Source organism: Roseovarius sp. 217 (genome assembly GCF_000152845.1).
GTDB lineage: Bacteria > Pseudomonadota > Alphaproteobacteria > Rhodobacterales > Rhodobacteraceae > Roseovarius.
Genome location: NZ_CH902584.1, coordinates 3,426,822 through 3,449,124, shown reverse-complemented (window position 1 = coordinate 3,449,124; position 22,303 = coordinate 3,426,822). Strand labels below are relative to the sequence as shown.

The following is a 22,303-nucleotide window of genomic DNA, read 5'->3' as shown; positions in this document are numbered from 1 at the left end:
ACATGCGAACGGCCCTTGCTCTGGCTGGGCTGATCGTGGCGCTGTCTCTTGGCACCCATGAGACGGCGCGTGCGCAACAGATGGGCGTAATTCAGAGCGATGTTCTTGTGATTGATCCCGAGCGTATGTTGATCGAATCCGATTATGGTCGACGGCTTCAAGTTGATATCCAGACAGAGCGGGACCGGCTCATTGCGCATAATGACCGGATTGCCAAGGAGTTGGAGGCTGAAGAACAAAGCCTGACAAGCCTGCGGGCGACAACGCCGTCGAATGAATTTCGTGCTCTTGCAGATTCCTTTGATCAAAAAGTGGAAGAGTTGCGGCTTGAAAGCGAACGCATGTCCCGCGACCTCGAACGCCGCCGGGATTTGGTGCCGGTGCAGTTCATGCGCGTCGTGCAGCCCGTCTTGGAGGACCTGCTGCGTGAGGCGGGCGCGATGGTGATGATAGATGCGCGTGCTGTGATGCTGCATGCGGGGGCTGCGGATGTAACGGATCTTGCTGTGGTTCGCATAAATGAGCGCATAGGGCGTGGACCACAGGCCCCGGATGTATCCGACAAAGAACAGGACCCTGCTCCGGAGACCCCGGTCGAATAGGCAGGTTTGAGATATTGCTCCTTTGTCTTCCGCTTGCTAGGGACGAGCAAGGTGTTATGCGAAAGGACAGCCCATGACAGAGCCTCTCAAATCTGCGGACATCCATCTGATCCAGCGGCTGATTCCGCATCGTTATCCGTTCCTTTTGGTCGACAAGGTGGTCGATATCGATGGCTATCAGTCGGCGCGCGGCATCAAGAATGTGACGATGAACGAGCCGCATTTTCAAGGACATTTTCCGGGCAAGCCGATCATGCCTGGCGTCACCATCATCGAGGCGATGGCGCAGACGGCCGCCGTGATGGTTGGCACGGCTCTGAACATGCAAGACCGAAACATGCTGGTCTATTTCATGGCGATAGACAGCGCCAAGTTTCGCCGCATGGTGGTGCCGGGCGATGTGCTTGAAATGAAACTGCGCACGACGCGTGGCAAGCCCGGCGGCAAGGTCTGGAAGTTTTCGGGTGTTGCCGAAGTCGAGGGCGAGTTGGCCGCTGAGGCCGAATTCACCGCCATGATGGATTTGCCGAAAGAGTAACTGCGGCGGTGAGCGGTCCCTGTTGCAACTCGCGCGCCGTCACGGGGTGACGGCGCGCCTCTCTTTTCACTTGGGAACGGTGATCGCCTCTATCTTTGGCATCATTTCTGGCATCGCCTTCTGCAAGACAGCAGAAATCATCGGTTGCTGGATCTGCGCCAGTTGCGGCATTTTGCGCATCACGGCGCCGCCATGCTCTGACGTGTAGAAGTCGCGCAATGCGGTCAACTCTTCCAGCGTCATGATATCGGCCATGATTTCATCCTGCTGGAGCATGACATCGGTGAGAGGGTCGGTTAATTCTGAAGAGAAAAGCTGGCCAATTTGCTCGATCTGTTCCGGTGTCATCGCCTGACGGGTTGCCGCCATTTGTTGAATCATGGGCTGCCAAAGTTGTTTGATGAACTCTTGGATATCGGTATCCGTCATCGTCGCTTGCACATACTCCTTGGCAACCGCGACCCGCGCCTCGCGATCACTGTCTGCATAGGCAGGAAACGCAAGACAAAAGGTCAACAAGGCACCACTCAAAATCCGCATGGGACAAACTCCAATCATGTAAATGCGTCGCCACACAAACACCTCTGCTTCTACCTGTCAACGGGCCGCAGGGCATATGGGTTGCATGGTGTCGCAGGGGTTGATATTTCCAGCGAATAAAACCCGATAGATTTGATCGGAAAGAACAAGAGGCTCCGGTGCAGACCCCAATTCCCCGGCTTGAAGTCAACAATCTGATGCGTCGGTATGATGGACGCCTCGTCGTCAATGACGTCTCACTCCGGGTGATGCCGGGGCATGTGACCTGCCTGCTTGGGCCGTCAGGGTGTGGGAAATCGACGACGCTGCGTATGATCGCAGGGGTCGAGATGCAGGATGCTGGTGAGATCTGGGTCGATGGCAATCTTGTGTGCAACACCGTGTTTCGCATACCGCCAGAGCGGCGGCACATTGGCTTGATGTTTCAGGACTTTGCCCTCTTTCCGCATCTCAGCGTGGCGCAGAACGTGGGATTTGGTCTTAGTGGCGACAGATCCGCCAAAGCGGTCCGTATTGGAGAATTGCTCGAGCGGGTGGGTTTGGAACGGCATCTCAACGCCTACCCTCATGAACTGTCTGGTGGCGAGCAGCAGCGTGTGGCCTTGGCCCGCGCGCTCGCGCCCCGTCCCGGCATCATGCTCATGGACGAGCCGTTTTCCGGCCTCGACAACCGCTTGCGCGATGGTATTCGCGACGAGACACTGGACATCCTGCGTGAACAGGACACCGCCGTGCTCTTGGTCACGCACGAGCCCGAAGAGGCCATGCGCATGGCCGACGAGATCGCGCTTATGCGTGATGGGCGGATCGTGCAACAGGGGGCGCCCTATAACGTCTACAATGCCCCGGTGGACCGAAGTGCCATGGCGTTTTTCTCTGAGGTCAACGTGATCCGGGGCAGGGTGCGCGGCTCATTGGTGGATACGCCGTTTGGCCAGTTTCTCTCGCCCGGTGCCTATGAGGGCAGCGAGGTCGAAATCGTGATCCGACCACAACATATCAAGATCGACTTTGACAGGCACGGGCGCGGCCCCAATCCCACATCGCAGGACGGTACGCCCGCGCGCGGTGTGGTCGAGCGCGCGCGCTTCATGGGCTCCGAGAGTCTGGTCGAGTTTCGGATGGATCACGACGGCTCGCTGCTCAAGGCAACAGTGCCCAATGTATTCCTGCCGAAACCGGGCAAGGCGCTGTGGCTGATGATCCGCCGAGATCGCTGTTTCCTGTTCCCGGTCAAGCGGTGAGGCGCTCGTCTCAGACCAATCGCGACGTCGCTATCGCCGCGCGCACGAAATCAGCAAACAGAGGGTGCGGCGCAAAGGGTTTGGATTTCAATTCCGGGTGATATTGCACCCCGATGAACCATGGGTGATCCGACCATTCCACGATCTCTGGCAGGCGACCATCAGGCGACATTCCAGAGAACGTTAGGCCACATCCTTCGAGCTTTTCGCGATATTTTGTGTCCACCTCATAGCGGTGGCGGTGCCGTTCGTCGATCGTCGTCGTGCCGTAGATCTGCGCCACGCGGCTACCGTCCTTGAGCACGGCGTCATAGGCCCCAAGACGCATGGTGCCGCCCTTGTCGTCACTGACCTTGCGTTGCACCTTTTCGTTGCCCTGCACCCATTCCTTGAGGTGATAGATCACCGGTTCGAACCGGCGCTTGCCCGCCTCGTGGTCGAATTCCTCTGATCCGGCGTCCTTGAGACCAGCCACATTGCGCGCGGCCTCAATCACCGCCATTTGCATGCCAAGACAAATGCCCAAATAGGGGATCTTGCGAGTTCGGGCGAATTCGGCAGCTTTGATCTTGCCTTCGGTGCCACGCTCACCAAAGCCGCCGGGCACCAGAATGGCATGAAAACCCTCAAGATGGGCGGCGGGGTCTTCGCGCTCGAAAATCTCGGCATCGACCCATTCCACGTTGACCTTGACCCGATTAGCCATGCCGCCGTGAATGAGCGCCTCCTTGATCGACTTATAGGCATCCTCGAGCTGCACGTATTTGCCGACAATAGCGATATTTACTGCCCCATCGGTATTCTGGATACGGTCCACCACATCCAGCCACACCGTCAGGTCCGGTTTGGGCGCGGGGCTGATCTGAAAGACGTCGAGCACCGCTTGATCCAGCCCTTCACGGTGATAGGCCAGCGGTGCCTCATAGATCGACTTGAGATCATAGGCCGCGACCACATGCTCTTTGCGGACGTTACAAAATAGTGCGATTTTCTCACGTTCCTTGTCCGGGATCGGCTGTTCCGAACGGCACACGAGAATGTCGGGCGCGATGCCGATGCTCTGGAGTTCCTTGACCGAGTGTTGCGTCGGTTTGGTCTTCAACTCGCCACTTGCCGCCAGATAGGGCAGAAGGGTGAGATGCATGAAAATACACTGTCCGCGCGGTCGGTCATGGCTGAACTGCCGGATTGCCTCAAAGAACGGCAGACCCTCGATATCGCCGACGGTGCCGCCGATCTCGCAGAGCATGAAATCGACCTCATCCTCGCCAATGCTCAGGAATTCCTTGATTTCATTGGTGACATGCGGGACGACCTGTATCGTCTTTCCTAGATAATCGCCGCGCCGTTCTTTTTCCAGGACGTTCGAATAGATACGACCAGAGCTGACAGAGTCGCTGATCCGTGCCGGAACCCCGGTGAATCGCTCATAATGACCAAGGTCGAGATCGGTCTCTGCGCCATCGTCGGTCACGAATACCTCGCCATGTTCAAACGGACTCATCGTGCCAGGATCAACATTGAGATAGGGGTCAAGTTTGCGCAATCGCACCGAAAACCCACGCGCCTGCAACAACGCCCCAAGGGCGGCCGAAGCCAGTCCCTTGCCAAGCGAAGACACAACGCCGCCCGTAATGAAAATATATCGTGCCATGCGCTGAGGCCCCCGTGTTTCTACGTGTTTGATGGTCGGTCAAAAGCCCAGAGATGGCCTCAAAAGACCGCTCTGCCACGGGATTTAACCCTTACAGGATTCGCGAGGTTTGCGCAAGCCAACCGCTAGATGCTGTTGCGCGGCAATCTCCGCCCTCAAAGATTTGTGTCAGTCGGCAGTGGGCGTCAGCGGAGCCGTATCGCCGGATGGCGGCGGCAGGAGGCTGTCTGCATCCGGAAGTGCAGGCACAGACTGTTCTGTGGTGGGCGGTGAATCAGTCAACCGGTCCAGCACCGAAACCCCAGCCGCGTTCTGCGCCGCAATGATGGTAAGTGTAATTGAGGTCACAATAAAGGATGCCGCGAGAATCCATGTCATCTTGCCCAGAGCCGTGGCCGCGGCGCGCCCCGTCATGGCCCCACCGCCACCGCCGCCCATCCCAAGTCCGCCGCCTTCGGAGCGTTGCAGCAGTACCACGCCAATCAGGGCGAGCGCCAAAAGAAGGTGGATGGTCAGGACGACATTTTCCATGGATCAGGGGGCCTACGCTTATGTCTCGATCTGCCGCTATCTATGCAATTCTGAGCCTGCCCGCAACCCGGCAATCGGCGCAGGTGCGTCTTATCATCATCATCGGCCATTTTGACGGATCGCTCAGCCGGTGGATCCCTCTCTCGTTCAGCCTGACGTGCCGCAGATGTCTGCATCCGTTCACAGCTTTGGGCGAATTAGATGTTTCACCCGGCGCGTCCCCCCGCTATACCAACGCGCGGTTTGGACCAAATGCCGAGGGGTAAATCATGGCAAATGTCGTCGTCGTCGGGGCCCAATGGGGGGACGAGGGAAAAGGCAAGATCGTCGATTGGCTGAGTGAGCGCGCCGATGTGATCGCGCGGTTTCAGGGTGGCCATAACGCGGGCCATACCCTCGTGATCGACGGCAAGGTCTACAAGCTCAATGCGCTGCCCTCAGGCGTGGTGCGGGGCGGAAAGCTGAGCGTGATCGGCAATGGCGTGGTGCTGGACCCCTGGCATCTGATCAAGGAAATAGCGTCGATCCGCGAACTGGGTGTGACAATCACGCCGGAGACGCTGATGATCGCAGAGAATACCCCCCTCATCTTGCCGATCCACGGCGAGTTGGACCGCGCCCGTGAAGAAGCCGCGAGCAAAGGCACCAAGATCGGCACAACCGGTCGCGGTATCGGGCCGGCCTATGAGGACAAGGTGGGTCGGCGGTCCGTTCGGGTGGCGGATCTGGCGGATGAGGCCACTTTGATCGCGCGGGTTGACCGCGCACTCCAACATCACGACCCGCTGCGTCGTGGTCTCGGGATCGCGCCGGTCGATCGCGAGGCCTTGATCGCGCAGCTCAAAGACATCGCACCGCAGATCCTTCCCTATGCCGCCCCCGTCTGGAGAGTGCTCAACGAGAACCGCCGCGCGGGCAAGCGTATCCTCTTCGAGGGGGCGCAGGGCGCGCTGTTAGATATTGATTTTGGCACCTATCCCTTTGTCACGTCATCCAATGTGATCGCCGGTCAGGCGGCCACGGGCGTGGGACTTGGACCGGGGGCGATTGATTACGTGCTGGGCATCGTCAAAGCCTATACGACGCGCGTGGGCGAGGGGCCGTTTCCAACCGAATTGCACGATGCGGATGGTCAGCGCCTTGGCGAGCGTGGGCATGAATTCGGCACGGTGACAGGACGCAAGCGGCGCTGCGGCTGGTTCGATGCCTGTCTTGTGCGTCAGACCTGCGTGACCTCGGGCGTCACCGGCATTGCGCTGACGAAGCTCGATGTGCTCGACGGGTTCGAGACGCTGAAAATCTGCGTCGGCTATGACCTTGACGGCACGCGGCTGGATTACCTGCCGACCGCCGCCGACCAACAGGCGCGCTGCACGCCCATTTACGAGGAACTGCCTGGTTGGTCGCAATCGACCGAGGGCGCGCGCAGTTGGGCCGACCTGCCCGCCGAGGCGATCAAATACGTCCGCCGCGTTGAAGAGTTGATCGACTGCCCGGTTGCCCTACTTTCCACCTCACCCGAGCGCGAGGATACAATCCTCGTGACAGACCCTTTCGCGGATTGAGGAGACCCGATGCCACTCAGTTACAAGGCCCGGAAACGCTGGTCACTGGTCGTCTTGCTCATTGGCCTGCCAGCCTATGTGGTGGTAGCCGTGAGCCTAGTGAATTGGATAGACCGGCCGTCGATCTGGGTGGAATTGCTGATCTATGTGGGGCTTGGCTTTCTTTGGATCGTGCCGCTCAAGCGCGTGTTCATCGGAGTGGGCCAGCCTGACCCGGATGCAGGCAAAGACTGAGCTTCGCCTTTCATCGTTCTGAAAATACTCAAAAAGACGGCGTCTGCCCCAGAGCAGGCGCCGTCTTTCTGATTTTAGCCGCGCATCCGCGCGCCATCCACGTCAAAGAGCGCTTCGGTGAGCATCGTCGCCCCATAACGACGCCCGAGTATCTCGATCTCTGCACGCAAGCCTGCCTGCGCCTGTCCCGCAGGAATGAGCGCGAGTGCTATCGACTTGTCCGCGTGGTGCGAATAGCCCCCGGAGGTGCAGAACCCAGCCACTTCACCCGCGATCCAGACCGGTTCATAGCCGTTCACATCGGCGTCCGTTGCCTCGACCTCAAAGGCCACCAGTTTGCGCGCGGCACCCTTGGCGCGTTCCACCTCTGCCGCCGCGCGTCCGACAAAATCGGCGTTCTTGGTAAAGCTGATGAACCGGTCCATCCCGGTCTCGCCGGGGGTGTAATCCGGCGAGAATTCATTGAGCCAAGAGCCAAAGAACCGATCCAGCCGCAGCGACATCATCGCGCGCATGCCAAAGGGTTTCATCCCGTGGTTCTGTCCTTCGGCCCATAGCACATCCCAGAGCGCGCGCTGTGCCATCGGGTCGCAGAAAATCTCATATCCCAGATCGCCGGTGTAACTGACGCGCTGCACCAGGCAATCGACCATGCCCACGGTCGCGTGGCGCACATCCATGAACCGCATCTCGCCCAGCGGATCGCGGGTGCAGGCCATCAGCACATCCCGTGCGCGTGGTCCTGCGATCTGAAACCCGTTGAGCCGATCCGAGACATTCTCGACCCTGACACCCTCTGCCTCGTTCTGCGCAAACCAGCGCATATGGACGGCTTGTGCACCGTAAGAGGCAGTGAGTTGGAAGCTCTCTTCATTGAGGCAAGACAGCGTGAAATCGCCCCAGAGGCGCCCTTTGGGTGAGAGCATCGGGGTGAGCGAGAGACGACCCGGTTTGGGAATCCGCCCCGCCATGATCCGGTCGAGCCAGCTGCGTGCGTTAGGGCCGGAGACAAGGTACTTGCCAAAGTTATGCACCTCGTTGATGCCGACGGCCTCTCGCACCGCCTTGACCTCGCGGGCCGTGGCCTCCCATGCGTTGGAGCGGCGGAAGGATGGGGTCTCATAGCGCGGCTCGTCGCCGGTCGCGAAGTAATTGACCACCTCCAACCCGTATTGCGCGCCCCAGACCGCGCCCATGCTGTCGAATACGTCGTACATGGGCGTCTGACGAAAGGGGCGGGCGGCGGGCAGTTCTTCGTTCGGGTAGCTGACGCTGAACCGTTTTTGATAGTTTTCAATGACTTTCGGGCGGGTATAGCCCGGCGTGATCCAGTCGCCAAAGCGGGCCACGTCCATCGCGGTCACATCGCGTTCACATTCGCCCTCGATCATCCATTGCGCCAGCATCAGGCCGACACCGCCGCCTTGGGAAAATCCCGCCATGACACCGCAGGCCGACCAATAGCCGCGCAAACCGGGGATGGGGCCAACCAGCGGATTGCCATCGGGGGCAAAGGTGAAGGGGCCATGAATGACCGATTTGACGCCAGCCTGCTCCAACACGGGGAAACGGCGGTAGGCGAATTCGATGCTGGCCTCGATTTTGTCGAGGTTGTCAGGCAAAAGCTCATGGCCAAAATCCCAAGGCGTGCCGTCGACCGCCCAAGGTTTGCAGGGTTGCTCATAAAAGCCAATACAAAGTCCGCGCCCCTCTTGACGCAGATAGCTTTCGCCTGCCGGGTCCATGACGTGGGGGTGTTCGGTATCGCGACTGTAGATTTCGGAGATTTCGTCGGTAACAATATACTGATGTTCCATCGGGTGCAGCGGCAGGTAGACGCCCGCCATCGCCCCCACTTCGCGCGCCCAGAGACCGCCCGCGTTGACCACATGGTCCGTGTGGATCGTGCCCTTGTCTGTCACCACATCCCAGGTGCCATCGGCGCGCTGATTGGTTCCGCGCACCATGCAATGCGTCTCGATCTGCGCGCCACCCATGCGCGCGGCCTTGGCATAGGCATGGGTGGTGCCGGACGGATCAAGATGTCCGTCAAGCGGATCGTAGAGCCCGCCGAGAATACCGTCGATATTGGTGACCGGGGCAATCTTTGCGATCTCTTCGGGTGTCACGATATGGGTGTCGAGGCCCATGTAGCGATGCTTGGCGCGCTCGGCCAAGAGCATGTCGAACCGGTCGCGATTGTCCGCGAGCGTCACGCCGCCGACATGGTGCAGGCCGCAAGACATGCCGGTAATCTCTTCGAGTTCCTTGTAGAGGCGGATCGTATAGCCCTGAAGGGCAGCCATATTGGTGTCACCGTTGAGGGTGTGAAACCCGCCTGCGGCATGCCAAGTTGAGCCTGAGGTTAATTCTGAGCGTTCCAGAAGCATCACATCGGACCAGCCCAGTTTGGTCAGGTGATAGAGCACGGAACAGCCGACGACACCGCCGCCGATCACGACCACACGGGTGCTGGTTTTCATTGAGAGCCTCCTGATGTTTTGCCAGAGCCTGCCCGCTACGCGTCAAAGATCATGTCTGTCAGCGACAAATTCTGACGTATTTGTTGTTCTGGTGCCAAGTGAAACGCTGGTCATCGCGGGGGGAGCGATTTTCAAAGAAAACTTGTGCCTCGTTTTATCACCGCGACAAAGTATGTCGGAAAATGGCATTCATCCGAAGTGGGGTCGCCGCAGTTTGTGCCGGAACTTGATCAAGGGACCCGCCATGAAGACCCATGCACAGGCCGTCGTGATCGGCGGCGGCGTTATCGGATGCTCGATTCTCTACCACCTGACCAAACTGGGTTGGACTGATGTCGTCCTGCTTGAACGCAACGAATTGACCAGCGGCAGCACATGGCATGCCGCCGCCAATATCCACGGGCTGCATGACAGCGCCAATATCAGCCGCCTGCAGCATTACACGATGAAGCTCTATAACGAGCTGGAGGCCGAGACCGGGCAAAGCTGTGGCGTGTTCCAGCCCGGCAGTCTCTACTTGGCGCAGACAGAGAATCGCGAGCATCAATTGCGACTTCAGGCGTCCAAGGCCAAGCTCTATGGCATGAACTTTCACGAGATTGGGCGGGATGAGGCCGAGCGGCTGCATCCGCTGGTGAATTTCGACGGCATCCGTTGCATTATGTACGAGCCGGATGGCGGCAATGTAGACCCGTCGGGTGTCACCAATGCCTATGCGGTGGGGGCGCGGCAGCGGGGTGCCGAAATTCATCGGTTCACGCCGGTGACGGGGACGGTGCCGCAACCGAACGGGTCTTGGATCGTTGAGACGCCCAAGGGCAATATCCATACACCGTGGGTGATCAATGCCGCCGGTCTCTGGGGGCGTGAGGTGGCCAAGCTGGCGGGGATCGAACTGCCGCTGCAACCGACCGAGCACCAGTATTTTGTGACCGAGATGATCGCTGAAATTGCCGGAATGGACCGGCGCTTGCCCTCGGTCGCGGATCGGGACGGGGAATATTACCTGCGACAAGAGGGCAAGGGCCTGCTGATCGGCGCCTATGAGCGCGATATGCGATTCTGGGCCGAAGAGGGCACGCCGCTTGATTTCGCGCATGATCTTTTCCCCGATGATCTGGAGCGGATCGAGGAAAACATGCTGCGTGCCATCGACCGGGTGCCGGTGGTGGGCACAGCGGGGATCAAGCGGGTGATCAATGGGCCGATGATCTGGTCGCCTGACAGCAACGTCATTCTTGGGCCGGTGCCCGAACTCAAGGGCTATTTCTGTTGCAACGGCATCATCCCCGGCTTTAGCCAATCGGCAGGCATGGGTTGGATGGTCGCCGAATGGCTGATCAACGGCGAGATGAATTACGACATGTTCGCCTGGGATGTTGCGCGCTTTGGCCTCTGGGCCAACAACCGCGATTTCGTCAAGGCCAAGGTGCGGGACCAATATGCGCATCGTTTCTCGATTCATTTCCCCAATGAAGAGCGCAGCGCCGGGCGTCCGCTGCGCACGCGGCCTGCTTATGAGATGCAAAAGGACATGGGCGCGGTCTTTGGTCTCAACTATGGTTGGGAACATCCGCTGTGGTTCTCGGATGCGCGCGGCACCGTGGATACCAACGGCTTTACCCGGCAGAATTGGTGGGCACCGGTGGGGTCGGAATGCAAGATGCTGCGCGAGCGGGCAGGGATTATCGACATTTCTAATTTCGCCAAGTACCGGGTCAAAGGGCCGGGGGCGGAGGATTGGCTGAACGCTGTCTTTGCAAACCGGATGCCCAAGGCGGTCGGGCGGTCATGCCTGACGCCGCTGATTGGCGTGCGGGGTGGAATCGCGGGGGATGCGACGGTGACGCGGCTTGCGGAGGATGAATTCTGGGTCATTTCCTCAGGCATGGCGGAACGCTATCACAAGCGGTTCTTTGATGCGGTGCCGTTGCCCGAGGGGACCACGTTTGAGAGCCTGACCGACATAGTCTGTGGTTTTAACGTGGCGGGGCCTCAATCGCGCGAGATGTTGCAACGGTTGACGAATGCCTCGCTGGCGACGGCGGATTTCCCGTTCATGGCAAGCCGCCGGATCGAGCTGGGCGGGGTCGCGTGCGTAGCCATTCGTGTGAGTTTCACCGGTGATCTAGGCTGGGAATTGCATTGCGCGGCTGAGGATCAGGCGCGGCTCTATGCGGCGCTGCTGGAAGCAGGGCGTGAGATAGGCGCGGGGCCAGTGGGCAGTCGGGCGCTGATGAGCCTGCGCATTGAGAAGGGTTATGGGTCCTGGAGTCGCGAATACAGCCCAGAGTACTGGCCGCAAGAAGCTGGGCTGGATGGTCTTTGCAAGATGGACAAAGCGTTCCTGAACAAGGCCGCGCTGCAGGAGGTGATCACGCAGGAGCCGCGCGAGCGACTGGTGATCCTGCATCTGAGTGAGGCGGATGTCACAGCGTCGAACGCGGATGCCACGGGCGGAGAGCCGATTTTCAAGGATGGCGTCGGTGTGGGCCGTGTGTCTTCGGGTGCCTACGGCTATTCCGTCGGCATGAGTCTCGCGCTTGGCTATGTCAAAGGGGGCGCAAGGCCTGGTGATGAGGTCGACGTCATGGTCTTGGGTCGACCGCACCGCGCGCGCATTCTGGATGCGGCTCCGTTTGATCCTGAGGGCACGCGCCTGCGCGCCTGAGGAGTCAGCCGTCGCCTTTGTCGGCGGCGGCCTCCTGGGCGGCCTTGAAGCGTTTAAGCTTGTCCAAAAGCAGTGCCCGCGCCTTGATATTGGCGCGGCGTACGCGAACAGCGGTCAAAAAAGCCTCTTCGGCCGTTTGCGAGGTGGCCCCGAGGATGTTTTGAATGTCGGTGATGATGGTCTCATCGCCCGTGGCCTCGATCGCCTTGATCACATCGCGTGCCAGTTCATCCGCCAGATCCTCGGTCACTCCCATGGGACAATCCTCAGCGCGTGTTCTCGGTCAGACGCCGTTTGACATAGGTGCTCACCGACCCGATCATCGTGTCCATATGCGGTTCCTTGAAGAAGTGATCCGCGCCGTCGACCTCTTGATGGGTGATGGTGATGCCATGCTGCTCATGCAGCTTGTTCACCAGCGTCTTGGTGTCCGCAGGCGGAGCAACCCTATCGTTGCTGCCATTGATAATCAGCCCGGAGGCCGGGCAGGGGGCAAGAAAGCTGAAATCATACATGTTGGCGGGCGGGCTGACCGAAATGAAGCCAGTGATTTCCGGCCGCCGCATCAAGAGTTGCATCCCGATCCATGCGCCAAAGGAAAAGCCCGCGACCCAACAATGTTTTGAATTGTTGTTCATTGATTGCAGGTAATCGAGCGCCGAAGCGGCATCGCTCAGCTCACCAACACCTTGATCATATTCGCCCTGACTGCGGCCTACGCCGCGGAAATTGAATCGCAACACGGTAAAGCCCATGTTGTAAAAGGCGTAATGCAGGTTATAGACAACCTTGTTGTTCATCGTGCCACCGAATTGTGGATGCGGATGCAGCACAATCGCAATGGGCGCGTCTTTTTCCTTTTGCGGGTGGTAGCGGCCTTCGAGCCGACCCTCGGGGCCGGGAAAGATAACCTCGGGCATGGGTTCCCTGTGTCCTCTTCATGGGTGAGTGCGATAATCTTGACGACTTCGCTCGGGCACCTTAGAACTGTTCTAAATTGTGATCCGGGCCAGGATGGCTCAGAGCGAGATAAGCCTTGCGCGGCGCAAGGTCAATCAGTTCGCGTAGGGGAAGATCAATGAAACTGAGCACAAAGGGGCGTTATGCCATGGTTGCACTGGTCGATATCGCCTTGCAACCGGCTGGGGCGGTCGTAACTCTAGGGGATGTTTCGCGACGGCAGGATATATCGCTGCCTTATCTAGAGCAGCTTTTTGTCAAACTTCGGCGCGCTGAACTTGTGACCTCGGTCCGGGGTCCGGGCGGCGGATATCGGTTGATGCGGCCTGCGTCGGAAATCCGGGTCTCGGATATTCTCGCGGCGGTGGATGAGACGATTGATGCGCTGCACAAGGGGGCAGGGGCCTCTGGTGGGGCGAGCGGATCGCGGGCGCAATCCATGGCCAATCGGTTGTGGGAAGGCCTGAGCGCACATGTCTATGTGTTTCTACACCAGACTCGTCTGAGCGATGTGGCGGGCAATTCGCTGGCCCCTTGTCCCGCCGTGCCGCACCTCTTTGCTGTGGTGGATGAGGATTGATTTCAAACCTGTGACGGCATTGCCGTCACAGACCCAGCGTATTTCACCAACAAGAATGGGCGATCATGCACAGGGTCTATCTCGATTACAATGCAACGGCTCCGCTGCGTCCCGAGGCGCGAGAGGCCATGATTGATGCCATGGAACTCCTCGGCAACCCCTCAAGTGTGCATGCTGAAGGACGTGCCGCCAAAGGGCTGGTGGAGCGTGCGCGTGCGCAGGTCGCGACAGCCTTTGGGGCCGATGGGGCGGATGTGATCTTTACGTCCGGAGCAACAGAAGCCGCGGCTCTTGCCTGTGCCGGGCGCACCCTGCACGGAAGTTTGGTCGAGCATGATGCGGTTGGCGCGTGGATCACTCCGGATTTGCCGGTGGATGCTGACGGGCGCGTCACCGTCCTTGATCCCGCGCAATCGGTGTTGCAATTGGCCAATTCTGAGACCGGCGTGGTCCAATCCCTGCCTGAGGGATTAGCGGTCAGCGACATGACCCAAGCCTTTGGGAGATTGCCCCTAGCCTTTAACTGGTCCGGCGCAGAAATGGCGCTTGTCTCCGCTCATAAGCTCGGGGGGCCAAAAGGGGTAGGCGCGTTGATCATCCGGCGTGGCACGGATCTGGCTGCGCAGATCCGCGGCGGAGGTCAGGAAATGGGCCGCAGAGCCGGTACTGAGAATGTAATCGGTATCGCCGGATTTGGCGCTGCGGCAGAGGCTTGCGGGCTTGATCTTGAAGACGGTCAATGGGCCCGGATTGAAAAACTTAGAAACATTCTAGAAAATACCATTGCAGAGTTTTCAAATGAGACTATTTTTGTCGGGAAAGCTGCCGCACGTTTGCCGAATACCAGTTGCTTTGTCACTCCGGGTTGGAAAGGCGAGACACAGGTCATGGCGATGGATCTAGCCGGATTTGCGATCTCTGCCGGGAGTGCATGTTCCAGTGGCAAGGTCAAATCCAGCCGGGTGCTGCGCGCGATGGGGTTTGACGAGGTCTTGGCGGGCTGCGCGATCCGCGTGTCGTTGGGGCCGCAGACGACAGAAGACGATATACTGCGCTTTGCCGAAGCTTGGCTGAAGCGACTGCAAAAGCATCGGGGCCGATTGGCCTGATACGGAAGGAGATGGGAATGGCTGCTTTGGATGACGTTCAGGTCAAGGACGGTGTTGATCGTGAAACCGTCGATGCGGTGCGCCAAGTTGGCGAAGCCTACAAGCATGGCTGGAACACCGATATCGAGATGGAATACGCGCCGCTTGGGTTGAACGAAGACATTGTTCGGCTGATCTCCTCCAAGAATGAAGAGCCCGAATGGATGACCGAGTGGCGGCTAGAAGCCTATCGTCGCTGGCTGACCAAGACCGAGCCGGAATGGGCCATGGTGGATTATCCCAAGATCGACTTTCAGGCGCAGTATTACTATGCGCGCCCCAAGTCGATGGAGGTAAAGCCCAAGTCGCTCGACGAGGTCGATCCCAAGTTGCTGGCCACCTATGAAAAGCTGGGTATTCCCCTGAAAGAGCAGATGATTCTTGCCGGAGTTGAAGGTGCTGAGGATGCGCCCGCCGAGGGCCGCAAAGTGGCGGTGGATGCGGTGTTCGACTCTGTGTCTGTTGGCACGACCTTTCAGGCGGAGCTGCGCCGCGCCGGGGTGATCTTCTGCTCGATCTCCGAGGCGATCCGCGAGCACCCCGAGTTGGTCAAGAAATACCTCGGATCCGTCGTGCCGGTCAGTGATAATTTCTACGCGACGCTGAATTCGGCGGTCTTTTCAGACGGTTCGTTTGTCTATGTGCCACCCGGCGTGCGCTGCCCGATGGAGCTAAGCACCTATTTCCGTATCAATGCCGAAAACACAGGCCAGTTCGAGCGGACGCTGATCATCGCCGACAAGGGCTCTTATGTGAGCTACCTCGAAGGCTGCACCGCGCCCAAGCGTGACGTGGCCCAGCTTCATGCCGCCGTGGTCGAGATCATCATCGAGGAAGACGCCGAGGTGAAATACTCCACGGTGCAAAACTGGTATCCGGGCGACGAGAACGGCAAGGGCGGGATCTACAACTTTGTAACCAAGCGTGCCGATTGCCGGGGCGACCGGGCCAAGGTGATGTGGACGCAGGTGGAAACCGGCAGCGCTGTCACATGGAAATACCCGTCCTGCATCCTGCGCGGCGATGACAGCCAGGGCGAATTCTATTCCATCGCCATCGCAAACAACTATCAGCAGGCCGATACCGGCACCAAGATGATCCATCTGGGCAAGAACACCCGCTCGCGCATCGTGTCCAAAGGGATCAGCGCAGGCCATGCGCAGAACACTTATCGCGGGCTGGTCAGCATGCACCCCAAGGCCAAGAACAGCCGCAACTATACGCAGTGCGACAGCCTGCTCATCGGCGATCAATGCGGGGCGCATACGGTGCCCTATATCGAGGTCAAGAACAACTCGAGCCGCGTCGAGCATGAGGCGACGACCTCGAAGGTGGACGACGACCAGATGTTCTATTGCCGTGCGCGTGGCATGGACGAGGAAGAGGCGGTGGCGCTCGTGGTCAACGGGTTCTGCAAGGACGTGTTGCAGGCGCTGCCGATGGAGTTTGCCATGGAGGCGCAGCAGTTGGTGGCGATTTCGCTGGAAGGAAGCGTGGGTTGACGCTCGCGTGAAGGACTTTTCGCCATGATCATCACCACCACCAACACCATCGAGGGCCGCAAGATCGTGGACTACCGCGGCATCGTCGTAGGAGAGGCGATCATGGGTGCCAATATCGTGCGCGATTTTTTTGCTCAGATCACCGATGTGGTCGGCGGTCGGTCTGACTCTTATGAGAGCAAGCTGCGCGAGGCGCGTGACGCGGCGTTGAGCGAGTTGGAAGAGCGCGCGGCAGGGCTTGGGGCCGATGCGGTGGTTGGCGTCGATCTCGATTATGAGGTGGTGGGCGACTCGATGCTGATGGTGTCGGCCAGTGGCACGGCGGTCGTGCTGGACTGATATGGCTGAGGCAGACACCATAGACAGGCCGGTTCTTACCCTGCCCGACGCCGAGGCTGCGCATCTGCGCGAGGTCTATGCGCGGGCAGACGTCATTCTCGAATATGGCTCCGGTGGATCGACCGTTGTCGCCGCCGAAATGCCAGGAAAGCGAGTGTTCTCGGTCGAGAGCGACGAAGAGTGGGCGAAGATGATGCGCGGGTGGTTCGCACAGAATCCACCCGCAAAGGACACGAACGTCGACGTTCTCTGGTCGGACATCGGTCCAACCAAGGAATGGGGATTCCCTCGGAATGCGAGCGGCTGGCGGCGCTATGCGCGCTACCCCCTCAAGGTCTGGGGCCTGCCAGAGTTTGTTCAGCCTGATGTGGTCTTGGTTGATGGTCGTTTTCGCACTGGCTGCGCTTTGGCAGCAGCACTAAGCACCACGAGACCGATCACGGTCCTGTTCGACGATTACACGCCGCGCAAGCACTATCACCGGGTTGAGGATCTGATTGGCGCCCCTCGACGGATTATCGGTCGAATGGCCGAATTCGAGGTAGAGCCGATGGTCCTCAAGCCCGAGATCTTGTTGACAATTATAGAGATGATGACACGGCCCTGATGCCGCCACGAAATAGAGAAGGATGATAAAAATGTTGGAAATCAAAAACCTGCACGTCGATCTTGAAGAAGAGGACAAGACCATCCTCAAGGGTGTGAACCTGACCGTCGAGGCTGGCAAGGTGCATGCGATCATGGGGCCGAACGGCTCTGGCAAATCCACATTATCCTATGTTCTCTCGGGGCGCGATGGTTACAAGGTGACCCAAGGCAGCGCCACGCTCTCTGGCGTTGACTTGCTTGATATGGAGCCAGAAGAGCGCGCGGCGGCAGGGTTGTTTCTCGCATTCCAGTATCCGGTTGAAATCCCCGGCGTGGGCAACATGACCTTCTTGCGCACCGCCGTGAATGCGCAGCGCAAGGCGCGTGGCGAGGACGAGATGAGTGCAGCAGATTTCCTCAAACTTGTGCGGGAAAAGGCCAAAACCCTGCAGATCGACGCCGAGATGCTGAAACGCCCCGTCAATGTAGGCTTTTCCGGTGGTGAGAAAAAGCGAAATGAAATTCTCCAGATGGCCATGCTGGAGCCCAAGATGTGCATCTTGGACGAGACTGACTCGGGCTTGGATGTGGATGCGATGAAGCTGGTGGCGGATGGGGTGAACGCTCTGCGTGATCCCGGACGCGGTTTCCTTGTCATTACGCATTACCAGCGTCTGCTTGACCACATCAAACCGGACGTAGTTCACATCATGTCTGATGGCCGGATCATCAAGACAGGTGGCCCGGACCTCGCCCTTGAGGTAGAGCAGAACGGGTATGCCGACATTCTGTCGGAGGGCGTGTGATGGCTGCGCCGCAAGCAAAGCAGGACGTGGTTGAGGCGCGATTGAGTGCGTTGACCCTGCCGGAGGGGGGCAAGTGGATCACAACAGCCCGTGAGGCCGCTTTGCGGCGGTTGAGGACATTGGGATTGCCGGACCGCCGTGACGAATATTGGAAATTCACCCGACCCGACACACTGGTGCAAGCCAACGCGCCGGAAGCCGCCTTGTTACAAGGGGCCGAGGAACCAGAGGGTTTTGACGCGGTCAATCGTCTGAAACTGGTGTTTGTGGATGGGGTGTTCGATCCCAAGGCAAGTGATGATCTGGCACTCGACGGCGTGCGGATCGAGCGACTAAGTGAGGCTGCAAAAACCGATATCCATTGGGCGCGCGACCTCTATGGCGTTCTGGAAGAGCGCGGACAGAGCCCCGTTCCCCGTTCCCTCGCGGCATTCAACACGGCCTTTGCAAGTGATGGGATGCTGATCCATGTAACGGGTCGTCCGAGCAAGGCTATAAATCTGATTTATATCCATAAATCAAAGACTTCAGACGCGGTATTGCACCATGTGATCAAGCTGGAGACCGGAGCTGAGCTGACCATTCTTGAGAGTGGTCCGGCGGCGGCGCGGCTCAACAAGGTCATGGAAGTCGAGATCGCGGATGAGGCGACATTTCACCACATTTGCACCCAAGGCCGAGATCACGAGCGGCGCGCGGTCACGCATCTTTTTGCGCGGCTGGCGGCGCAGAGCACGTTCAAATCCTTTACCATGACAGCCAATGGAAAGATGACACGCAATGAATGCGTGATCGAACTGACCGGCGATGACGCTGTGGCCCATGTGGCGGGGGCTGCGATGGGGGATGGTGATTTTCATCAGGATGACACGGTGTTCGTCACCCATGATGCGCTGCGGTGTGAGAGCCGTCAGGTGTTCAAGAAAGTCTTGCGCAAGGGCGCGACCGGCGTGTTTCAGGGTAAGATTCTGGTCAAACCGGGCGCGCAGAAAACCGATGGATATCAGATCAGCCAGGCGCTTTTGCTGGATGAGGACAGTCAGTTTCTAGCTAAACCAGAGCTGGAGATCTATGCCGACGATGTGGCCTGTTCGCATGGCTCGACCTCGGGCGCAATTGACGAGGACGCGCTCTATTATCTGCGTGCGAGGGGTATTCCAAAGTCATTGGCGACGGACCTGCTGACATTGTCGTTCTTGGCTGAAGCTGTTGAGGAAATCGAAGACGAGACCCTGCGTGAGGAAATCAACGGTCAGCTGGCTGGCTGGCTGGAGCGCAGGCGCCGCTGATGCCGGTCACAACAGACCTCGTCGCCACCTATCGCGGTCCACGTCGGGTGGTGCGGCGCTTGCTCGCCATGGGACCGCGTGAGGATCGCGCGCTGGTGATCTTGATCGCGGCCTGCGTTGTTGTGTTCGTTGCACAATGGCCGCGGCTGGCGCGCGAGGCACATTTCACAGGGCAGGAATTGAATCCCATGTTGGGGGGCGCGTTGCTGGCGTGGATCTTCTTTGCGCCGCTCATTCTCTATGCTTTGGCGCTGATATGCCATGGCATTGCGCGGATGTTTGGCGGTCGCGGTTCGGCCTATGATGCGCGGGTTGCGCTTTTCTGGGCGTTTCTGGCGGCAAGTCCTCTCATTCTTTTGCATGGGCTCGTGGCAGGATTTGTCGGGCCAGGACCGGGATTGCAGGCGGTTGGTCTCTTGTGGTTGCTGGTGTTCTTGTGGTTTTGGATGTCGGGTATGATCGAGGCGGGATGGAGCAAGGCATGACCCAGGCGCAATTCAAGGCGCTCTTGATAGAAACCCTGTTTCGCCCGCGTGACGCTGCGCGGGCGCTGATGGGTTTCGGGCTCCCGCAAAAGATCTTGTGGATGGCTTTGGTGCTGATGTCTGTGCTGAATGCCATCGTCTATTCCGTATCGTTGCGCCTCTCGCCTCCGACGGATCCCACCGCCGTGACGATCATGCCGCCTGCGTTCCATTCCCCCCTGCTCTTTACGCTTTTCTTGTTTGGGGCGCTCGCCATCACCGTATTTGCTCTGTTCTGGGTGGGTCGATCGCTTGGCGGCAAGGCGCGGATGGAGGATGTGCTGGTCTTGATCTGCTGGTTGCAGGTGCTGCGACTGATCCTGCAAATGGCGGTCGCCGTTCTTGTGTTGACTCTGCCTTCGGCTGCGGTTTTGTTGATCTTTCTGTCTTCAATCTGGGGGATCTACATTCTGATCGGCTTTGTCGATACCGCGCATCGCTATGATAACATGCTGAAATCTGCTGGTGTGATTGTACTCTCCATCGCCGCGATGGCGGTAGGATTGACCATTCTGCTAAGCTTTATCGGCGTGGCTGCAATGGGAGGAGCATGAAATGCTCGATGTTGAAAAAATTCGTGCCGACTTCCCAATCCTTGGACGAGAAGTGAACGGCAAGCCATTGGTTTATCTCGACAATGGAGCATCTGCCCAAAAACCGCAGGTTGTCATAGATGCCGTCACCAAGGCGTATTCGATGGAGTACGCCAATGTGCATCGCGGGCTACACTATCTGAGCAACCTCGTAACCGAGAAATACGAGGCGGTTCGTGGTATCGTCGCACGGTTTCTGGGTGTCGCGGATGAGGATCAGATCATTTTCAATTCTGGCACCACCGAGGGCATCAATATGGTCGCCTATGGTTGGGCCATGCCGCGGATGCAGCCCGGCGACGAGATTATTCTCAGCATTATGGAACATCATGCCAATATCGTGCCTTGGCATTTTCTGCGGGAACGGCAGGGGGTGGTGCTCAAATGGGTGGATGTGGATGCGCGCGGGGGACTTGATCCACAAAAGGTCATTGATGCCATCACGCCAAGAACAAAACTGATTGCAATTACACATCTTTCCAATGTGTTGGGAACCAAAGTTGATGTGAAGGCGATTTGCGATGCGGCGCATGCCCATGGCGTGCCGGTGCTCGTCGATGGCTCTCAGGCAGCGGTGCACATGCCCGTCAACCTCGATGAGATGGGCTGTGATTTCTATGCGATTACGGGCCACAAGCTCTATGGGCCGTCGGGCTCTGGCGCGATCTATGTGCACAAGGATCGTATGGCTGAAATGCGTCCCTTCATGGGGGGCGGTGACATGATCCGCGAGGTGACGCGCGACAGCGTGACCTATAACGATCCACCGATGAAGTTCGAGGCGGGAACGCCCGGTATCGTGCAGACCATCGGGCTTGGCGTGGCGCTTGAGTATATGATGGGCGTTGGGATGCATGCGATCAGCGCTCACGAGGATGATCTGAGCCGATATGCTCAAGAGCGCCTTGCGGGGCTCAACTGGATCAACGTCCAGGGTAGCATGCCGGACAAGGCCGCGATCTTCTCCTTCACAATGCAAGGGGCTGCGCATGCCCATGATATATCGACCATTCTTGACAAGAAGGGGGTGGCTGTCCGGGCCGGCCAGCATTGCACAGGGCCGCTGATGGAGCATCTTGGCGTGACAGCCACCTGCCGTGCCTCTTTTGCCATGTACAACACACGCGCCGAGGTCGATGTGTTGATCGAGGCGCTCGAACTGGCGCATGAGCTATTTGGCTGATTTTGCGATTGCGGGGCAGATCATGCCCCGCTATACCACCGCGCAAGTGGACCCATAGCTCAGCTGGATAGAGCGCTGCCCTCCGAAGGCAGAGGCCAGAGGTTCGAATCCTCTTGGGTCCGCCAGATCAAATCAGCTCAAATCTCAACGAAACGGACCTTGCCGATATAAGGTAGGTTTCTATTTCGTTGTGCGTAATCAATGCCATAGCCGACGACAAACTCATCTGGGATTTCAAACCCGATCCAATCAGCGCGAATATCCGCTTCGCGGCGAGAAGGTTTGTCCAGGAGCGCGATGGTGCGGAGTTTGTGCGGTCTTCGGCTCTGGAGGAGGTGCAATACATGAAAGAGCGTGTGGCCCGTATCGACGATATCCTCGACCACCAGCACATCACGTGCTTCAATGTCACCTCGTAAGTCTTTGAGAATACGCACCTCTCTACTGCTTTCCATTGAATTTCCATAGGAGGATGTTTCGACGAAATCGACCTCTACCGGCAAATCCAGCTCTCGCACCAGATCGGCGATGAAGATGAAAGACCCGCGCAGCAGACCCACGACCACCAGTTTCTGCGTTCCCGCGAATTCTGCCTCGATCTCATGCGAAAGCGCCTCGATTCGGGCGGCTATGCTCTTGGCAGAAATCAGTTTATCGATAACATAGGCTTGCTGTGGCATGCGACCCTCTTGCACTTCTGGTCTTAGTCTAGGAAAAAGCGCGCCACTG

At 58.5% G+C, this 22,303-nt stretch carries 24 protein-coding genes and 1 tRNA gene; 18 read left to right on the top strand and 7 right to left on the bottom strand.

What is annotated here, in order from left to right; all coding sequences use genetic code 11:
* Positions 1–2: 2 nt before the first annotated feature.
* Together ROS217_RS16500 and fabZ are read left to right on the top strand one after the other, a co-directional pair.
* Positions 3–602 (top strand): OmpH family outer membrane protein, encoded by a 600-nt coding sequence (locus tag ROS217_RS16500; RefSeq protein WP_009818931.1) that lies wholly within the window; start codon positions 3–5, stop codon positions 600–602.
* Positions 603–675: 73 nt separating this feature from the next.
* The gene (fabZ, locus tag ROS217_RS16495) at positions 676–1,140 is read left to right on the top strand and encodes a 3-hydroxyacyl-ACP dehydratase FabZ (protein WP_009818930.1); all 465 of its coding nucleotides are present in this window, start codon (positions 676–678) and stop codon (positions 1,138–1,140) included.
* Between the two features lie 66 nt (positions 1,141–1,206).
* On the opposite strand, the gene ROS217_RS16490 is transcribed toward fabZ, so the two are convergent.
* Positions 1,207–1,680, bottom strand: coding sequence for a DUF2059 domain-containing protein (locus ROS217_RS16490; RefSeq protein WP_009818929.1), 474 nt, complete (start codon positions 1,678–1,680; stop codon positions 1,207–1,209).
* A 158-nt stretch (positions 1,681–1,838) separates the two neighbouring features.
* On the opposite strand from ROS217_RS16490, the gene ROS217_RS16485 reads away from it, so the two are divergent.
* Positions 1,839–2,924: an ABC transporter ATP-binding protein gene (locus tag ROS217_RS16485; protein WP_009818928.1), complete on the top strand. Its 1,086-nt coding sequence runs from the start codon at positions 1,839–1,841 to the stop codon at positions 2,922–2,924.
* Positions 2,925–2,934: 10 nt separating this feature from the next.
* Here the strand turns inward: ROS217_RS16485 and ROS217_RS16480 are convergent, their stop codons facing one another.
* The gene (locus ROS217_RS16480) at positions 2,935–4,578 is read right to left on the bottom strand and encodes a CTP synthase (RefSeq protein ID WP_009818927.1); all 1,644 of its coding nucleotides are present in this window, start codon (positions 4,576–4,578) and stop codon (positions 2,935–2,937) included.
* A gap of 168 nt (positions 4,579–4,746) precedes the next feature.
* Entirely contained in the window at positions 4,747–5,109 is a 363-nt protein-coding gene (secG, locus tag ROS217_RS16475) for a preprotein translocase subunit SecG (RefSeq protein ID WP_009818926.1), read from the bottom strand.
* Between the two features lie 20 nt (positions 5,110–5,129).
* Between secG and ROS217_RS16470 the strand changes: the two genes are divergently transcribed.
* The 3 genes from ROS217_RS16470 to ROS217_RS16460 are packed head-to-tail and all read left to right on the top strand — an operon-like array spanning position 5,130 to position 6,908.
* The gene (locus tag ROS217_RS16470; protein ID WP_009818925.1) at positions 5,130–5,375 is read left to right on the top strand and encodes a hypothetical protein; all 246 of its coding nucleotides are present in this window, start codon (positions 5,130–5,132) and stop codon (positions 5,373–5,375) included.
* A 3-nt stretch (positions 5,376–5,378) separates the two neighbouring features.
* Entirely contained in the window at positions 5,379–6,674 is a 1,296-nt protein-coding gene (locus ROS217_RS16465; RefSeq protein WP_009818924.1) for an adenylosuccinate synthase, read from the top strand.
* 9 nt (positions 6,675–6,683) lie between these two features.
* Positions 6,684–6,908, top strand: coding sequence for a DUF2842 domain-containing protein (locus tag ROS217_RS16460; protein WP_009818923.1), 225 nt, complete (start codon positions 6,684–6,686; stop codon positions 6,906–6,908).
* Positions 6,909–6,982: 74 nt separating this feature from the next.
* On the opposite strand, the gene ROS217_RS16455 is transcribed toward ROS217_RS16460, so the two are convergent.
* The gene (locus tag ROS217_RS16455; RefSeq protein ID WP_009818922.1) at positions 6,983–9,391 is read right to left on the bottom strand and encodes a GcvT family protein; all 2,409 of its coding nucleotides are present in this window, start codon (positions 9,389–9,391) and stop codon (positions 6,983–6,985) included.
* Between the two features lie 244 nt (positions 9,392–9,635).
* On the opposite strand from ROS217_RS16455, the gene ROS217_RS16450 reads away from it, so the two are divergent.
* Positions 9,636–12,062, top strand: a complete 2,427-nt coding sequence (locus ROS217_RS16450) for a GcvT family protein (protein WP_040650678.1) — start codon at positions 9,636–9,638, stop codon at positions 12,060–12,062.
* Positions 12,063–12,066: 4 nt separating this feature from the next.
* Here ROS217_RS16450 and ROS217_RS16445 read toward each other — a convergent pair whose 3' ends face one another.
* Positions 12,067–12,318 carry a hypothetical protein gene (locus ROS217_RS16445; protein WP_009818920.1) on the bottom strand — a complete coding sequence of 84 codons (252 nt, stop codon included), beginning with the start codon at positions 12,316–12,318 and terminating at the stop codon, positions 12,067–12,069.
* Between the two features lie 10 nt (positions 12,319–12,328).
* Entirely contained in the window at positions 12,329–12,982 is a 654-nt protein-coding gene (locus ROS217_RS16440) for an alpha/beta hydrolase (RefSeq protein WP_009818919.1), read from the bottom strand.
* A gap of 158 nt (positions 12,983–13,140) precedes the next feature.
* Here ROS217_RS16440 and ROS217_RS16435 point away from each other — a divergent pair, with 158 nt between their 5' ends.
* The 11 genes from ROS217_RS16435 to ROS217_RS16385 all read left to right on the top strand — a co-directional run bounded on the left by ROS217_RS16435 (position 13,141) and on the right by ROS217_RS16385 (position 21,699).
* Positions 13,141–13,602, top strand: a complete 462-nt coding sequence (locus ROS217_RS16435) for an Rrf2 family transcriptional regulator (RefSeq protein ID WP_009818918.1) — start codon at positions 13,141–13,143, stop codon at positions 13,600–13,602.
* Positions 13,603–13,667: 65 nt separating this feature from the next.
* A complete protein-coding gene (locus tag ROS217_RS16430) occupies positions 13,668–14,711 on the top strand; it encodes a cysteine desulfurase family protein (protein ID WP_009818917.1) in 1,044 nt (347 codons plus the stop codon).
* Positions 14,712–14,728: 17 nt separating this feature from the next.
* Complete coding sequence (gene sufB / locus ROS217_RS16425; RefSeq protein WP_009818916.1) at positions 14,729–16,252, top strand: Fe-S cluster assembly protein SufB; 1,524 nt, start codon at positions 14,729–14,731, stop codon at positions 16,250–16,252.
* A gap of 24 nt (positions 16,253–16,276) precedes the next feature.
* Positions 16,277–16,591 (top strand): heavy metal-binding domain-containing protein, encoded by a 315-nt coding sequence (locus tag ROS217_RS16420; protein ID WP_009818915.1) that lies wholly within the window; start codon positions 16,277–16,279, stop codon positions 16,589–16,591.
* Between the two features lies 1 nt (position 16,592).
* A complete protein-coding gene (locus ROS217_RS16415; RefSeq protein ID WP_009818914.1) occupies positions 16,593–17,198 on the top strand; it encodes a hypothetical protein in 606 nt (201 codons plus the stop codon).
* A gap of 31 nt (positions 17,199–17,229) precedes the next feature.
* Positions 17,230–17,985, top strand: coding sequence for a Fe-S cluster assembly ATPase SufC (gene sufC / locus ROS217_RS16410; protein ID WP_009818913.1), 756 nt, complete (start codon positions 17,230–17,232; stop codon positions 17,983–17,985).
* Entirely contained in the window at positions 17,985–19,274 is a 1,290-nt protein-coding gene (gene sufD / locus ROS217_RS16405; protein WP_009818912.1) for a Fe-S cluster assembly protein SufD, read from the top strand. Before sufC ends, sufD begins: the two co-directional genes overlap by 1 nt.
* Entirely contained in the window at positions 19,274–19,759 is a 486-nt protein-coding gene (locus ROS217_RS16400; RefSeq protein ID WP_009818911.1) for a YIP1 family protein, read from the top strand. Before sufD ends, ROS217_RS16400 begins: the two co-directional genes overlap by 1 nt.
* Positions 19,756–20,352, top strand: coding sequence for a Yip1 family protein (locus tag ROS217_RS16395; protein WP_040651625.1), 597 nt, complete (start codon positions 19,756–19,758; stop codon positions 20,350–20,352). The genes ROS217_RS16400 and ROS217_RS16395 overlap by 4 nt, the downstream gene beginning before the upstream one ends.
* 1 nt (position 20,353) lies before the next feature.
* On the top strand, positions 20,354–21,574 hold the full coding sequence (locus tag ROS217_RS16390; protein WP_009818909.1) for a cysteine desulfurase: 1,221 nt from the start codon (positions 20,354–20,356) through the stop codon (positions 21,572–21,574).
* A gap of 48 nt (positions 21,575–21,622) precedes the next feature.
* Positions 21,623–21,699, top strand: a tRNA-Arg gene (locus ROS217_RS16385).
* 12 nt (positions 21,700–21,711) lie between these two features.
* Here ROS217_RS16385 and hpt read toward each other — a convergent pair.
* Positions 21,712–22,254 (bottom strand): hypoxanthine phosphoribosyltransferase, encoded by a 543-nt coding sequence (hpt, locus tag ROS217_RS16380; protein ID WP_009818908.1) that lies wholly within the window; start codon positions 22,252–22,254, stop codon positions 21,712–21,714.
* Positions 22,255–22,303: the final 49 nt, after the last annotated feature.

Coding starts and splice junctions, on each gene's coding strand:
- ROS217_RS16500 (WP_009818931.1), top strand. CDS start 3: ATGCGAACGGCCCTTGCTCTGGCTGGGCTGATCGTGGCGCTGTCTCTT.
- fabZ (WP_009818930.1), top strand. CDS start 676: ATGACAGAGCCTCTCAAATCTGCGGACATCCATCTGATCCAGCGGCTG.
- ROS217_RS16490 (WP_009818929.1), bottom strand. CDS start 1,680: ATGCGGATTTTGAGTGGTGCCTTGTTGACCTTTTGTCTTGCGTTTCCT.
- ROS217_RS16480 (WP_009818927.1), bottom strand. CDS start 4,578: ATGGCACGATATATTTTCATTACGGGCGGCGTTGTGTCTTCGCTTGGC.
- secG (WP_009818926.1), bottom strand. CDS start 5,109: ATGGAAAATGTCGTCCTGACCATCCACCTTCTTTTGGCGCTCGCCCTG.
- ROS217_RS16470 (WP_009818925.1), top strand. CDS start 5,130: ATGTCTCGATCTGCCGCTATCTATGCAATTCTGAGCCTGCCCGCAACC.
- ROS217_RS16465 (WP_009818924.1), top strand. CDS start 5,379: ATGGCAAATGTCGTCGTCGTCGGGGCCCAATGGGGGGACGAGGGAAAA.
- ROS217_RS16460 (WP_009818923.1), top strand. CDS start 6,684: ATGCCACTCAGTTACAAGGCCCGGAAACGCTGGTCACTGGTCGTCTTG.
- ROS217_RS16455 (WP_009818922.1), bottom strand. CDS start 9,391: ATGAAAACCAGCACCCGTGTGGTCGTGATCGGCGGCGGTGTCGTCGGC.
- ROS217_RS16450 (WP_040650678.1), top strand. CDS start 9,636: ATGAAGACCCATGCACAGGCCGTCGTGATCGGCGGCGGCGTTATCGGA.
- ROS217_RS16445 (WP_009818920.1), bottom strand. CDS start 12,318: ATGGGAGTGACCGAGGATCTGGCGGATGAACTGGCACGCGATGTGATC.
- ROS217_RS16440 (WP_009818919.1), bottom strand. CDS start 12,982: ATGCCCGAGGTTATCTTTCCCGGCCCCGAGGGTCGGCTCGAAGGCCGC.
- ROS217_RS16435 (WP_009818918.1), top strand. CDS start 13,141: ATGAAACTGAGCACAAAGGGGCGTTATGCCATGGTTGCACTGGTCGAT.
- ROS217_RS16430 (WP_009818917.1), top strand. CDS start 13,668: ATGCACAGGGTCTATCTCGATTACAATGCAACGGCTCCGCTGCGTCCC.
- sufB (WP_009818916.1), top strand. CDS start 14,729: ATGGCTGCTTTGGATGACGTTCAGGTCAAGGACGGTGTTGATCGTGAA.
- ROS217_RS16420 (WP_009818915.1), top strand. CDS start 16,277: ATGATCATCACCACCACCAACACCATCGAGGGCCGCAAGATCGTGGAC.
- ROS217_RS16415 (WP_009818914.1), top strand. CDS start 16,593: ATGGCTGAGGCAGACACCATAGACAGGCCGGTTCTTACCCTGCCCGAC.
- sufC (WP_009818913.1), top strand. CDS start 17,230: ATGTTGGAAATCAAAAACCTGCACGTCGATCTTGAAGAAGAGGACAAG.
- sufD (WP_009818912.1), top strand. CDS start 17,985: ATGGCTGCGCCGCAAGCAAAGCAGGACGTGGTTGAGGCGCGATTGAGT.
- ROS217_RS16400 (WP_009818911.1), top strand. CDS start 19,274: ATGCCGGTCACAACAGACCTCGTCGCCACCTATCGCGGTCCACGTCGG.
- ROS217_RS16395 (WP_040651625.1), top strand. CDS start 19,756: ATGACCCAGGCGCAATTCAAGGCGCTCTTGATAGAAACCCTGTTTCGC.
- ROS217_RS16390 (WP_009818909.1), top strand. CDS start 20,354: ATGCTCGATGTTGAAAAAATTCGTGCCGACTTCCCAATCCTTGGACGA.
- hpt (WP_009818908.1), bottom strand. CDS start 22,254: ATGCCACAGCAAGCCTATGTTATCGATAAACTGATTTCTGCCAAGAGC.